We start from the raw sequence: 12726 nt of genomic DNA on the forward strand, positions 1-12726 counted from the left end.
CTCAACTCCGGTAGGGTTTTTCGAGTGCGGCCGCCATTGGGGCCGCATATCCGGACGGACGCCAAACTCTGCCGCTTCCCGGATTCCGCTGGACCAGGCAGAGGTGGGGGACCCAGAGTTCCCGGGCATTCTGCATGCATGCACCCTTGGGGTGAAGCCGACACGTGATCTTCCGTGCGGCCGGATTTCTCATCCGAACCCGACAGCTAACTCCACCGGCGTTGAGAGGCGATCATGACTGAATTCAAGGTACAACCGCGCCCTGCGGGCGTTGTCCGGAAATCCCGGTCCAAGGCCTCGCGCCACCGCGCCGAGCCAGCCAAGCCCGCTTCAGCCCTGTCCCGGTTTGCCGCCGGCATCGGATCCACCGGCCGCCGCGCCGCCGTCGTGACCGCAGCCTGTGCGGTGCTGATCGGAGTCGGCGCCGCCGGGCAGGCCGCCGATACCGCCCGCTGGAATGCCAGCGCCACCGGCGCCACCAGCGCCGAGGAGTCCATCCCCAGCGCGGATCCGCTGCCCAAGCTGAACTTCGAGAAGGTCCAGATCGCGGCGCAGCCCGTTGCCCCCGCCAGCGGCAGCATCGCACCCCAGTCCTCCGAGGTGAAGCCCGCGGAAGCGCCGGCACCCACGCCTGCTCCGGCACCCGCAGCAGCGCCGGCACCGGCACCGGCACCCCCCGTCGCCGTCGATGACCCGGCCGGGGCGCAGGCCTACGCCGCCGTGCAGGTGGGCAGCTACGGCTGGGCTCCCGGCGAGATGCAGTGCCTGATGAAGCTGTGGACCCGGGAATCCGACTGGAGGACAACCGCCACCAACGCCAGCAGCGGCGCCTATGGCGTGGTCCAGGCCCTGCCTGCCGAGAAGATGGCGAGCGCCGGCGCCGACTACCTGACCAGCTACCGGACCCAGATCAACTGGGGCCTGACGTATGTCAAGACCCGCTACGGTTCCCCCTGCGGCGCCCTGAACTTCCACTACGCCAACAACTGGTACTAAACCGGGCACAGCCAGCCCCTCAACCGGAGGCCCCGCATCCGCGCGATGCGGGGCCTCCGGTGTGCCGGCAGTTGCCACGACCGGCGGACTTCCACAGCCCTTGCACAGCTTGGCACTAAAGCCTTCATAAGAGCGGGCGTCACAGTGGAGGAATGACGTTCACAGACCAGGCCACAGGAACCCTGTCGCAGCCGCCGGCGACGGCGGACATTCCGGCTCCCGCCGCCGGGCCGGCACTGGCTGCCGGACCCGTTGCAGGACCCATCGCGGGGCCGGGCACCCGCCGCTCCCCCATCGACACCCGCACCACCCTGCCGGTGCTGGACGTGACCATACCGGTCTACAACGAAGAGCGGGACCTGGAAGCCTGCCTGCGCCGGTTGCACGCCTACCTGCTGGGCACATTCCCGCACAGCTTCCGGATCACCGTGGCGGACAACGCCAGCACGGACGGAACCCTCAAGACCGCCGAACGCGTGGCCCGTGAACTGCGCGAGGTGACGGTGGTCCATCTTGCTGAGAAGGGCCGCGGCAACGCGCTGCGGAAAGTCTGGCTCGCCTCGCCGTCGCCCGTCCTGGCCTACATGGACGTGGACCTGTCCACCGATCTCGCGGCGCTGGGGCCCCTGCTCGCCCCGCTGATTTCAGGACACTCCGACCTCGCCGTCGGGACCCGGCTGGCACACAATTCCCGCGTGATCCGGGGCCCCAAGCGGGAATTCATCTCCCGCGGCTACAACGTCCTGCTTCACACCTTCCTGGGCGCGCACTTCAGCGACGCGCAGTGCGGGTTCAAAGCCATCCGTGCGGACGTCGCCCGGCAGTTGCTCCCGCACACCCTGGACAATGCCTGGTTCTTCGACACCGAGCTGCTGGTGCTGGCCGAAAGATGCGGGCTGCGTGTCCACGAGGTGCCGGTGGACTGGACCGACGATCCCGATTCCAGCGTCGACATCCTCCAGACCGCCCTGGCTGATCTGCGCGGCATGGCCCGGCTGAGCCGGGACCTGGTCTCGGGCCGGATCCCCGTTCCCGAACTGCGCGCCGCCCTCGCCCGGGGCCCGCTGCCTGCCGCTTCCCGGCCACATGAACAAAGCCCCGGCGGCAGCCTGTTCGGGCAACTCGTCCGCTTCGGCAGCATCGGGGTCGCCTCCACCCTCGCCTACCTCGCGATCTTCCTGCTCTGCCGCGGCATCATGGACCCCCAGCTCGCCAATTTCCTGGCGCTGCTCATCACGGCGGTGGCCAACACCGCCGCCAACCGGCGCTTCACCTTCGGCGTCCAGGGGCGCCACCACGCGGCACGCCACCACTTCGAAGGACTCCTGGTCTTCGGCATCGGCCTGGCGCTCACCTCCGGCGCCCTGGCCCTCGTCCATGGAACCCCGGACCGCTGGCTGGAAGTCGTCACGGTCACCGCGGCGAACCTCGCCGCGACCGCCGTAAAGTTCTTGCTGTTCCGGCTGGTGGTGTTCCGGCGCCGCCGCGCCCATCCTGGTCCGGCCGCCGGCACCACAGACGCTTCCCGCCCCCGCACAGAAACGGCCAAGTAGATGACCACCACGCTTCGTTCCCCAGCCGGATCCGGTGGCGGCTCCGCTGCCCCGGCCCCCGATGGCCCGTTGGATCAGCCGGCCACGCGGCACCCGCAAAACCGCCGTGAACGCCTGCTCTTCGGCACCCAGCCGCACTGGGTCCGGCCCTCGGTGGCCCTGCTGCTGGCGCTCACCGCCGTGCTGTACCTGTGGGACCTGGAAGCCACCGGCTACGCCAACTCCTTCTACGCCGCGGCTGTCCAGGCCGGCACGAAGGACTGGACCGCCCTGCTGTTCGGTTCCCTGGACGCGGGCAACGCGATCACCGTGGACAAGCCACCGGCGGCGCTGTGGATCCCGGCCCTGGCCGGGCGGATGTTCGGATTCTCGGCAATGAGCATGCTCATTCCGCAGGCCCTCATGGGGGTCGCCGCCGTCGGGCTCCTCTATCTGACGGTCAAGCGCATCTCCGGCCCGGCGGCAGGCCTGTTGGCCGGCGGCGCCCTGGCGCTGACCCCGGTGGCGGCCCTCATGTTCCGCTTCAACAACCCTGACGCCATGCTGACCCTGTGCCTGATGCTGGCCGGCTACCTGACCACCCGCGCCATCGAGAGGGCCGGCTGGAAATGGCTGGCGGCGGCCGGCGCCGTGATCGGCCTGGCGTTCCTGGCCAAGATGTTGCAGGGGTTCCTGATCATGCCCGGGCTCGCCCTGGCCTACCTCTGGGCCGCCCCCACCACCCTGGGACGGCGGCTGCTGCACTTGCTCGGCGCGGCCGCGGGGATCGCCGTCGTGGCCGGGACCTACATCGCACTGTTCCAGCTGACCCCTGCCTCGGCCCGGCCCTATATGGCCGGCTCCCAGACCAACAGCTTCCTGGAGCTCACCTTCGGCTACAACGGCCTGGGCCGGATCACCGGTTCCGGTGGCGGCATGCCGGGAGGCGGCGGCGCACCCGGCGGCGGGTTCGGCGGGAACGTCGGATTCGGCGGAGCCGCCGGCATCACCCGTATGTTCGGGACCAGCTTCGGCGGCGAGGTTTCCTGGCTGCTGCCGGCGGCCCTGATCCTGCTCTGCGCCGGGCTGTGGTTCACCCGGCGGGAGGCACGGACCTCGAAGACCCGCGCGGCCCTCCTGTTGTGGGGCGGCTGGCTCGCGGTCACCGCCGCGATCTTCAGTTTCATGAGCGGCACCATCCACCCGTACTACACCGTGGCACTGGCTCCGGCGATCGCAGCCCTGGTGGGCATCGGCTCAGTGGAGCTGTGGCGGGGGCGGGCCTACTGGCCGGCCCGGATCGTCCTGGCCGCCACGGTGCTGGCCAGCTCGGTCTGGTCCGCGGTGCTCCTGGGCCGCGATCCGGGCTGGCTGCCCGGACTCCGCGTCATCGTCGTCGTCCTGGGTCTTCTCGCCGCCGTCGCAGTGATCCTGCGGGTGGACAGCCTCCCGGGCCTCCCCGGCCGGTTCCGCAAGGCGGCCACGGCCGGCGTCGTCGTCCTTTCGCTGCTGGCCGGCGGGGCGGGAACCGCTGCCTGGACGCTCGCGACGGCGGCCCAGCCGCACTCCGGTTCCATCCCCGCCTCCGGGCCCACCGCCTCGGCGATGGGCGGCGGCCGGACCACCGCCCGATTCGGGGGTGCCCAGGGCAGCGCTGATGGCCTGGGCGGCGGGACAGGGGGCCCCGGCAACGAAGGCGCCTCGACCGAGCTGACCGCGCTGCTGAAGTCCGCCGGGACCAAGTGGTCCGCAATCGTCTCGGGCGCGAGCCAGGCGGCAAGCCTGGAACTCGCCTCCGGCACCAGCGTGATTGCCCTCGGCGGCTGGAACGGCGGCGATCCCTACCCGACGCTGGCCCAGTTCCAGGCGATGGTGGGCCGCGGCGAGATCGGCTACTTCATCTCCGGCGGGATGGGCGGCGGCGGAGGCCGCGGGGGCAACTCCGAGGTGGCCGCCTGGGTCGCGGCGAACTTCCAGGCCCAGACCGTGGGCACGTCCACGGTCTACAGGCTGGGCGCCTAGGCTGCCATGACTGATACCCTTCACCCCGTGTCCTCCCCCGTTCCACAGAGTCCCGGCAGCCTGGCCACAGGCCAGGCTGCCGGGACTCCGCGCCGCGGGAGGGTCCCGCGGCTGACACCGCTGCGGCCACGCCTCGAACTGGCCGTCCTGCTGCTGGCCACCGGTGCCCTGTACCTGTGGAACCTCGGCGCCTCCGGCTGGGCCAACGCGTTCTACTCCGCCGCTGCCCAGGCCGGATCGCAGGACTGGACGGCGTGGTTCTTCGGCTCCTCGGACGCCGCCAACTCCATCACGGTGGACAAGCCGCCGGCCGCGCTCTGGGTGATGGGCCTGTCCGTGCGGCTGTTCGGGCTCAGTTCCTGGAGCATCCTGGTGCCGCAGGCGCTTATGGGCGTCGCGACGGTCTGGCTGGTCTACCTGTCCGTGCGCCGGGCCGCCGCGCCGGCCACCGCCGACGCCGGGCTTGCCCACCGGGCAGGCCTCCTCGCCGGTGCGGTCATGGCGCTGACCCCGGTGGCGGTGCTGATGTTCCGCTTCAACAACCCGGATGCCTTGCTGGTACTGCTCATGACCGCGGCCGCGTACGCCGTGCTCCGGTCCGTCCAGGACGCCACCGCCGCTAAAGCCGCCCTGCGCTGGCTCCTGCTGGCAGGCGTGTTCCTGGGCTTCGGCTTCCTGGCGAAGCAGCTGCAGGTGCTGCTGGTTGTCCCCGGCTTCGCCGTGGCCTACCTGTTCGCTGCCCCGGCCAAGCTCGGCAAGCGGCTGCTGCATCTGCTGGGTGCGGGTGCGGCAATGGCCGTCTCGGCGGGCTGGTGGCTGGCCGCCGTCGAGCTCATCCCCGCGGCGGACCGCCCGTACATCGGCGGCTCGCAGAACAACTCCATCCTGGAACTCACGCTCGGCTACAACGGCCTGGGCCGGCTCAACGGCCAGGAGACCGGCAGTGTGGGCGGCGGCAACGGCTGGGGCACGCCGGGGCTCTTCCGGCTCTTCAACAGCGAATTCGGCGGCCAGATCGCCTGGCTGCTGCCTTCGGTGCTGTTGCTCGGCGCGGGGCTGCTGTGGCTGGGGCGGCATGCTCCGCGCACCGACGCCGTGCGGGCCTCGGTGATCGTCTGGGGCGCCTGGGTGGCTGTCACGGGCCTGACCTTCAGCCTCATGGCCGGCATCATCCACCCGTATTACATGGTGGCCCTCGCGCCGGGGATCGCCGGACTCGCGGGCCTGGGTGGCGTCCTGCTCTGGCAGCGACGCGCCCGGCCCGTGGCCGCGGCGGTCCTCGCCGCGGCGATCCTGGCCGCCGGATTCATGGCGTCCGAGCTGCTGGGCCGCACCGCGGCGTTCCTGCCGTGGCTGCGCTGGGCAGTGCTCCTGGGCGCCCTCGCCGCCGGTGTCCTGGTGCTGGCCGCCGCTGCGCTCCCGCGGCTTGCGGCGCCCGGATTCCTTGCCCGGACGACGGCGGCCGTCGCCGTCGCCGCCGCCCTCGCCGGCCCGCTGGCATACTCGCTTGCCACCGCGTCCACGGCGCAGAGCGGTTCGATCGTCAGTGCCGGGCCGGCGGCCACCGGACGGGGTGCGGCCGGGATACCGCCGGTCTTCGGCGGCCAGGGCAACGCCAACGGGACGGGCGTGGGCCGCGGACCCCGCCCGGGAGGGGGCGGCATGGGCGGGCTCCTGGGTGCCGGCACGCCGTCGTCCGCCCTGGTGACCGCGCTGGAAACGAACGCGGGGAACTTCATCTGGGCCGCCGCCGTCGTCGGATCCAACAATGCCGCGGGGTACCAGCTGGCGACGGGGCTCCCGGTGATGGCCGTGGGCGGGTTCAACGGCACCGACCCCGCACCGACGCTGGAGCAGTTCCAGCAGCTCGTGGCCGGGGGAAAGATCCACTACTTCATCGCCGGGCGCATGATGCAGGGCGAAACCGGCTCTGACGACGCGGCCCGGATCGCCGCCTGGGTGCAGGCGAATTTCACCGCCCGGACCGTCGGCGGCACCACGGTGTACCTTTTGGCGGGGTAGGCGGACAGGGCTGGAGCGGTCCGGGACCGCGTGCGGACCCTAGAAGCTGAAGGACACGGTGCGTACGCCGGCGGCGGTGAGGTGCGTGGTTACGGAGACCCCGGAGAAGTCGGGAATATGGAGCACACCCTCCGGCAGTTCGCCGGCGTTGGGCCCGACCGCCACGGTCCGGATGCCGGCGGCGCGTCCCGCGGCGATGCCGGCCGGGGCGTCCTCGAACACCACCGCGTCGGCCGGGTCCACACCCAGCAGGGCGGCGGCCCGGAGGTATCCCTCAGGGTGCGGTTTGCCCCGGCTGACGTCCTCAGACGTGACCGAGGCGGCCGGGACGCCGATCCCCGCGGCCGCCATCCGGACCTCGGCCAGCTCCCGTGAAGCCGACGTCACCAGCGCTACGGCGTCCGGAGGGAGGCTCGCCAGCAGCTCCCGCGCCCCTGGCACCGGGACAATCCCGCGGGTTTCGGCCAGCTCCATCTTGCCCAGTTCGGCCGCGAGGGCATTGATGTCCGCACCGGCCGGGGCGAACCTGCGGACGGTGTCCATCGCCTGGACGCCGTGGGAGGAGCGCAGAATCTCCCCGATATCCAGGCTGTAGCGCCCGGCAAAAGTGGTCCACACCTGCTCCACGATGCTGGTGGAATCGACCACCGTGCCGTCCATATCGAACAGGACGGCCCGGGCGGTCAGGGTCGTGACACTAGGACGGGAGGGAAGGTTCATGACCCCATCCTGCCCCATGCCCCCGCCTCACACCCCGCGTTCACCCCGCGGACCGAGGGCCGGGCGGTCACGGCGCACAATCTGGCGGGATCAGCCGTTGGCCCGGCCGGGGATGTACTGCACCGCCCATTTGTTGCCGTCCGGATCGGCGAAATAAACGAAGTGGCCCCAGTCCTGGACATCGACGTCGCTGACGTCCACACCGTTGTCCTTGAGCTGCTTGTGCGCCGCCTGGATGTCGCTGACCACGAGCTGAAGGCTGGGGGCGGTCCCGGGCGCAGCGTCGTTGAGGCCCTCCCCGATGGCAATCGAGCAGCCGGAACCGGGCGGGGTCAGCTGGACGAAGCGGATGCCGTCCGTGGGCCGCTCGTCGTAGTCGGCGTTGAAGCCGACCTTGTTGACGTAGAAGTCCTTGGCGCGGTCCACATCGGATACCGGGACGAAGACGAGTTCAAGTTTCCAGTCCATGGCCACAGGCTAGCCGTGGACACGCAGAACCGGAAGGCAAGGGACGCCCGGCGGCCGCCGGGCCTTCCGGGCTGAATCAGCCGGCCACACCGTAAAGGCGGTCCCCGGCGTCGCCGAGGCCCGGCACGATGTAGGACTTCTCATTGAGCTTCTCGTCAATGGAGGCCAGGACGATTGTCACGTTGGCGTCGGCGAGCTCTTCCTCCAGCTTGGCCAGGCCCTCCGGGGCGGCCAGCAGGCAAATGCAGGTGACGTCCGAGGCGCCGCGCTTGAAGAGGAATTTGATGGCCTCGCGCAAGGTGCCGCCGGTGGCCAGCATGGGGTCCAGGACGAAGATCTGGCGGTCCGTGAGGTCCTCGGGGAGGCGCTCGGCGTAGGTGATGATGTCCAGGGTTTCTTCATCCCGGGCCATGCCCAGGAAGCCGACCTCGGCGGTCGGGACGAGCTTGGTCATGCCCTCAAGCATGCCGAGCCCGGCGCGGAGGATGGGGACCACCAGCGGGGTGGGTTTGGTGAAGGCGGTGCCGATAGTGGTGGCGACCGGCGTCTCGATGGTGACCGGTTCGGTGCGGACCTCACGGGTGGCCTCGTAAGCGAGGAGTGTGACGAGCTCCTCGGTGAGCTGGCGGAAGACCGGGGAGGGGGTGTTCTTGTCCCGCAGGACGGTGAGCTTATGGGCGACCAGCGGGTGGTCCACAACGAGAGTGCGCATGGGTCAAAACTATCACCCGGACGTCGGCGGCCCTCCCCGGGAGCCCGGCGCACCGGCGTCGTCTGCCGCGGCAACCGCCTCGCGCAGCGGGTGGTCAAACGTCGGTGCCGGGCCCGCGTGTTCGCGGTGCCGCAACACATGAAAGAGCCTGTGCGCAAGGATCACGATCCCCAGCCAGGCAAGGCCGAGCAGCCAGGCGGCGATCACGTCGGTCATCCAGTGATGGCCCAGGAAGACCCGGCTCAGGCCCATCGCCACGGCAAAGGCCACACCGGCGGTGATCAGTCCGACCCGGGTGATCGTCCGTTTTACCTGCAGGCAGGCCAGATACACCACGACGCCGATCACCACGGTGGTGTTGAGCGTGTGCCCGCTGGGGAAGGATGGGGAGTTCTCGTACGGCGGGACCGCGTCGGCATGGTCCGGCCGGGTGCGGCCCACCAGCTTCTTGCCCACGGCTGTGGCCGTCACGGACACCGCGGCGGCGCCGCCGATCAGGATCAGCGGCCGCCAGGTGCGCGTAATGAAGGTCAGCCATGCGGTCAGGATGGTGGCCAGGATGGGCATGCCGATCCCGCCGCCGATGTTCGTAAACGCCGTCACTGCCGTGTCCAGCGCGGGAGTGCGCAACTGCTCGGCGAAGGCCAGGGTGGGCTTGTCCAGGCTCGCGAGTCCGGCGTCGTCCACAACATTGTCATAGACCTCCGCGCCGAGGAGTGCCAGGACCACCACGATCACGCCGCCGACCAGCAGGGTGATCCAGAGAGCCGCATAGGGAACCACCCAGCGGCCCCAACGGTCAGTCAAGGTGTTCACGGCTGCCTCCCTGTTCCTAGCCCGTTCAAGGCTTCGCTTCCCACGAAACTATCATTGAGCAATGACCGCACCGGAGCCCCGCCATGCCGATTGGATGGGCCTTGCCCTGTCCGAGGCGCGCCGGGCGCTGGCCACCGCGGACGTGCCGATCGGCGCCGTCGTGATCGGGCCCGACGGCGGGGTGCTCGGTTCCGGGCGCAACGAACGCGAGGCGCTCGGGGACCCGACGGCGCACGCCGAGATGGTGGCCATCCGCGAGGCTGCGGCGCGCCTGCAGGAGCGGCGGGCCACGCTCGGGGAACCCGGCGAGGGCTGGCGGCTGGCGGACTGCACGCTCGTGGTGACGCTGGAACCGTGCGCCATGTGCGCCGGGGCGATTGTGCTGGCACGGATCCCGCGGGTGGTGTTCGGCGCCTGGGATGAGAAGGCCGGAGCCGCCGGTTCCGTGTTCGATATCCTCCGCGAGCGCCGGCTCAACCACTGGGTGGAAGTGTATGCGGGCGTCCGGGAACAGGAGTGTGCGGCGCTGCTTCGGGACTTCTTCGCCGGGCACCGCGGCGCCTGAGCCATTGCGGTACCGCTAGTTACCGGCCACGGAGCCTGCTGCGGCTGCCGCCAGGCCGTCGATCCGCTTCTGCCGGCTGGCAGGTGAGTCCAGGCTGAAGGCGCGGAAGTCGCCGAGGTCATCCCGGATCCAGGCCTCCACCTCGGCGATCCTTTGGGTCACGGCCGGCGTCGCGCCGTGGAAGAGCCAGGGCACGATCCGTTCCTTGCCCGGATCGTATTGCCAGAGCCCGATGATCCTGCCGCGGTCCAGGATGGGGTGGTCCGGGAGGTCGGCCTGCAGCGCGAGCGAGGCCATGATCTTCCTGGCGATGTTGTCCCCTTCAGGGCTGTCCGGATCGAGCAGGTCCGCCGCGTTGCGGCGAAGCAGCACCAGCGAGTCCGTTCCGGCGAGCAGTTGGATCTGTTCCCCGGCGGGTTCCTCAAAGGCGGCGAGGCGCCCGACGTCGTCGGGCAGCAGCCACAGCCCCGCGTCCACCGCGGCGGTCACCGCGGTGGGGACCGCCACGGCGCCGACGGCGGCGAGTGCCGCCTTGGTCTGCGCCACGGTGAAACCCGTGAACCACTGGGATTGTTTAAACGTGGCGCCGCCGGTCCAGGCCAGGTAACGGCGGATCAGTTCGGTGCGGGCTTCCGCGTCGTCGAGCGTGCCGGCCGGCTGGCCCCACAGCTCGTAGGCGTAGCGCTGCTGGTCGAGGCGGCCGTTCGCGGGGACGCGGCGGATCCGTCCCTGCGACTGCAGGATCCCGAGGGCCGTGGGCAGCGTGGTGGTGGCGCCTTTCTTCTTGCCCTCCTCGCCGAGGTTGCGCACGGAATCGCCGAGCTCCTCCTTGAGTTGGCGCGGGTCCAGCGGCGCCTCGGCTTCGGCGAGGGTGTGCAGCACCTGTTCTTCCAGCAGCGTGATTTCGCCGCGGTCCACGCCAAGCCTGCCGAGCACCTTGACGGTGGCCTCGGCAGCGTCCCGGCCCAGTTGCAGCGCCCAGCCGAAGTCGTCACGGCCCAGGACGTAGGTGCAGCCGCGTGCGGTGGGGAGTTCGAGGATGCGGTGCGCGAGGACGTCGGCGTCGACCTGGTCGCGGCGGATGCCGGCCCGGGCAAACAGCGTGAGGTAGGGGTTGGCGCCGCCCACGGACCGCGCCCACCCGGCCCGGGCAAAGACCTGCTCCGCCGTGCAGCCGGCCAGCGAGCCGTCCAGGCCCTGTTTGTGCCAGGCCCAGGCACGGAGCCGCTCCGGTGTGAGGGTCCCAACGGGAGGCACATTCGTCGTCATCGGCTCGGTTGTCATGGGCTCATTCTCCAACAGCTTGTTCGGCAGTGGAATCAACCCGGGCCTGCGGTGTGGCCGTGCCGTCGGCACTGATGATGGACAGCACCGTCCGGGCGGTGGCGTCCCAGCCGGGCAGCCGGCCACGCGCCGCCACAGCCGCGGCACGCCAGCGCGACCGGAGACCGGGGTCGGTGAGCCAGCGGCGCAGCACCCCGGCCAGCGGCGCCGCGTCCGCCGCGAGGGCGACGGCGGTACCCGGCACGGCGGTTTCCGGATCCGCGGTGTCCGGCCGGTTGCTGTCCGGCCGGCCGCTTTCCAGCCGGACACCGGCGGCGAGCGCCTCGACGGCACCGGTGCCCGCACGCACGACCACCGGGATGCCGCGGGCGAGCGATTCTGTCACGGCCAGCCCGTACGTCTCGGCCCGGGAGATGAGCAGGCTGAGGTTTGCGGCGGCCCATTCCGCCTCAAGCGCGGCGCCCCGCAACTCGCCGGGGACGCTCACCCGGTGCTGAAGCCCCAGCCGTTCCACGGTGTCCCTCAGCTGTGCGGCGTAGACCGGGTCGGCGGTGTCGGAGCCGACGAGGGACGCCGTCCACGGCAGCCCGGTGAGACCGGCCAGCGCATCGAGCAGCAGCGACTGGTCCTTGTTCGGCAGCAGGGCGGCCACGGCGATGAGGTGCGGGGGCTGCGAGCCGCCGGCCAGCGGTGCGGGCCCGGTGCCCGGCAGGGCCACCCGGGCGGCGTCGAAGCCGTGCCTGGCCCGGATGCCCGCCGCGGCCGAACCGCTGGTGCAGATGACGCCGGCGGCAGCATCCAGGGCGCGGTGCTCCCGGTCCGGGTGGGTGCCCAGCGGCATGTGCAGCAGGATCCATACGGGCCGTCCGGCGGCTGCGGCCGCTTCCAGCTCCTCCGGCGCCCCGCAGGCGAGCAGCCCGTCCACAAGGGTTATCCGGTCCCCCGCCTGGTTGTAGGCGCCGGCGGGGGCACGCCCGGAGTCTCCCAGCAAGCCGGCCAGCCGCCGTCGGTCCTCACGGCTGCCGACGGGCCAGCCGCCGTCGAGCGGGCAGGTTTCCACCTCGGCCCCCTGGGTGGCAAGCTCCCGGGCGAGGGCGGCATTGTAGACGTTCCCGCCCGAGTTGTGGCGCACATTGCCCGGGACCACCAAGCGGATGCGGGGGCCGGACGGCGGCACGGAGGGGATCTTAGCTCGCGTCGAAGTCGAGCGAGTAGCCGGCCCAGGCGTCGGGGGTCTCGCGCAGGGTGACGTCCAGGCCTGCCAGTTCGCGGCCGTCAGCGCCGTCGCGGATCTGTGCCGCCACGGCGTCGGCGATGTACTGGGCGAGGGCCTCTGTGGTGGACAGCCTGCCGGCGAAATCGGGGTGTTCGTCGAGGTTCTTGTAGTTCAGCCCGGCGAGGACCGAGTCCAGCACCTTCCCGGCTTCGCCGATGTCCAGGACGATCGCGTCCGCGTTCAGCGCCCGACGGCGGAAGGTCACCTCCGCGACGAAAGTCGCCCCGTGCAGGCCCTGGGCCGGGCCGAACGCCTCGCGGGGAAGGCTGTGGGCGATCATGAAATGGCTGCGGACGGTCAGGCTGAACACGGT

At 71.0% G+C, this 12726-nt stretch carries 12 protein-coding genes and 1 riboswitch; of the genes, 5 read left to right on the forward strand and 7 right to left on the reverse strand.

Features of this window, described 5'->3' with window-relative positions; genetic code table 11:
* Nucleotides 1-76 precede the first annotated feature (76 nt).
* Nucleotides 77-235: riboswitch (cyclic di-AMP (ydaO/yuaA leader) on the forward strand.
* The 4 genes from E5206_RS00365 (at nucleotide 235) to E5206_RS00380 (ending at nucleotide 6572) form a co-directional block, all read left to right on the forward strand.
* A complete protein-coding gene (locus E5206_RS00365) occupies nucleotides 235-996 on the forward strand; it encodes a hypothetical protein (protein ID WP_136320748.1) in 762 nt (253 codons plus the stop codon). It overlaps the preceding riboswitch by 1 nt.
* Nucleotides 997-1148: 152 nt before the next feature.
* The gene (locus E5206_RS00370) at nucleotides 1149-2549 is read left to right on the forward strand and encodes a bifunctional glycosyltransferase family 2/GtrA family protein (protein ID WP_136320749.1); all 1401 of its coding nucleotides are present in this window, start codon (nucleotides 1149-1151) and stop codon (nucleotides 2547-2549) included.
* Nucleotides 2550-4550: a glycosyltransferase family 39 protein gene (locus E5206_RS00375; protein ID WP_136320750.1), complete on the forward strand. Its 2001-nt coding sequence runs from the start codon at nucleotides 2550-2552 to the stop codon at nucleotides 4548-4550.
* Between the two features lie 6 nt (nucleotides 4551-4556).
* On the forward strand, nucleotides 4557-6572 hold the full coding sequence (locus E5206_RS00380; RefSeq protein WP_136320751.1) for a glycosyltransferase family 39 protein: 2016 nt from the start codon (nucleotides 4557-4559) through the stop codon (nucleotides 6570-6572).
* A 39-nt stretch (nucleotides 6573-6611) separates the two neighbouring features.
* Here the strand turns inward: E5206_RS00380 and E5206_RS00385 are convergent, their stop codons facing one another.
* From E5206_RS00385 to E5206_RS00400, 4 genes are all read right to left on the reverse strand, one after another.
* Nucleotides 6612-7292 (reverse strand): HAD-IA family hydrolase, encoded by a 681-nt coding sequence (locus tag E5206_RS00385; RefSeq protein WP_136320752.1) that lies wholly within the window; start codon nucleotides 7290-7292, stop codon nucleotides 6612-6614.
* Between the two features lie 90 nt (nucleotides 7293-7382).
* Entirely contained in the window at nucleotides 7383-7760 is a 378-nt protein-coding gene (locus tag E5206_RS00390; protein WP_136320753.1) for a glyoxalase superfamily protein, read from the reverse strand.
* Between the two features lie 76 nt (nucleotides 7761-7836).
* Nucleotides 7837-8472: a uracil phosphoribosyltransferase gene (upp, locus tag E5206_RS00395; RefSeq protein WP_136320754.1), complete on the reverse strand. Its 636-nt coding sequence runs from the start codon at nucleotides 8470-8472 to the stop codon at nucleotides 7837-7839.
* Between the two features lie 12 nt (nucleotides 8473-8484).
* Nucleotides 8485-9288 carry a phosphatase PAP2 family protein gene (locus tag E5206_RS00400; protein ID WP_168709243.1) on the reverse strand — a complete coding sequence of 268 codons (804 nt, stop codon included), beginning with the start codon at nucleotides 9286-9288 and terminating at the stop codon, nucleotides 8485-8487.
* A gap of 61 nt (nucleotides 9289-9349) precedes the next feature.
* Here E5206_RS00400 and E5206_RS00405 point away from each other — a divergent pair, with 61 nt between their 5' ends.
* On the forward strand, nucleotides 9350-9853 hold the full coding sequence (locus tag E5206_RS00405; RefSeq protein WP_136320755.1) for a nucleoside deaminase: 504 nt from the start codon (nucleotides 9350-9352) through the stop codon (nucleotides 9851-9853).
* Nucleotides 9854-9868: 15 nt separating this feature from the next.
* Here the strand turns inward: E5206_RS00405 and E5206_RS00410 are convergent, their stop codons facing one another.
* The 3 genes from E5206_RS00410 to E5206_RS00420 are packed head-to-tail and all read right to left on the reverse strand — an operon-like array spanning nucleotide 9869 to nucleotide 12723.
* Entirely contained in the window at nucleotides 9869-11137 is a 1269-nt protein-coding gene (locus E5206_RS00410) for a crosslink repair DNA glycosylase YcaQ family protein (RefSeq protein WP_240689860.1), read from the reverse strand.
* Nucleotides 11138-11141: 4 nt separating this feature from the next.
* A complete protein-coding gene (locus E5206_RS00415; protein ID WP_205759977.1) occupies nucleotides 11142-12314 on the reverse strand; it encodes a glycosyltransferase in 1173 nt (390 codons plus the stop codon).
* 10 nt (nucleotides 12315-12324) lie between these two features.
* On the reverse strand, nucleotides 12325-12723 hold the full coding sequence (locus E5206_RS00420) for a 6-carboxytetrahydropterin synthase (RefSeq protein WP_136320756.1): 399 nt from the start codon (nucleotides 12721-12723) through the stop codon (nucleotides 12325-12327).
* Between the last annotated feature and the right edge of the window lie 3 nt (nucleotides 12724-12726).

Origin of the sequence: Arthrobacter sp. PAMC25564 (assembly GCF_004798705.1) — a bacterium.
Classification (GTDB): domain Bacteria; phylum Actinomycetota; class Actinomycetes; order Actinomycetales; family Micrococcaceae; genus Arthrobacter.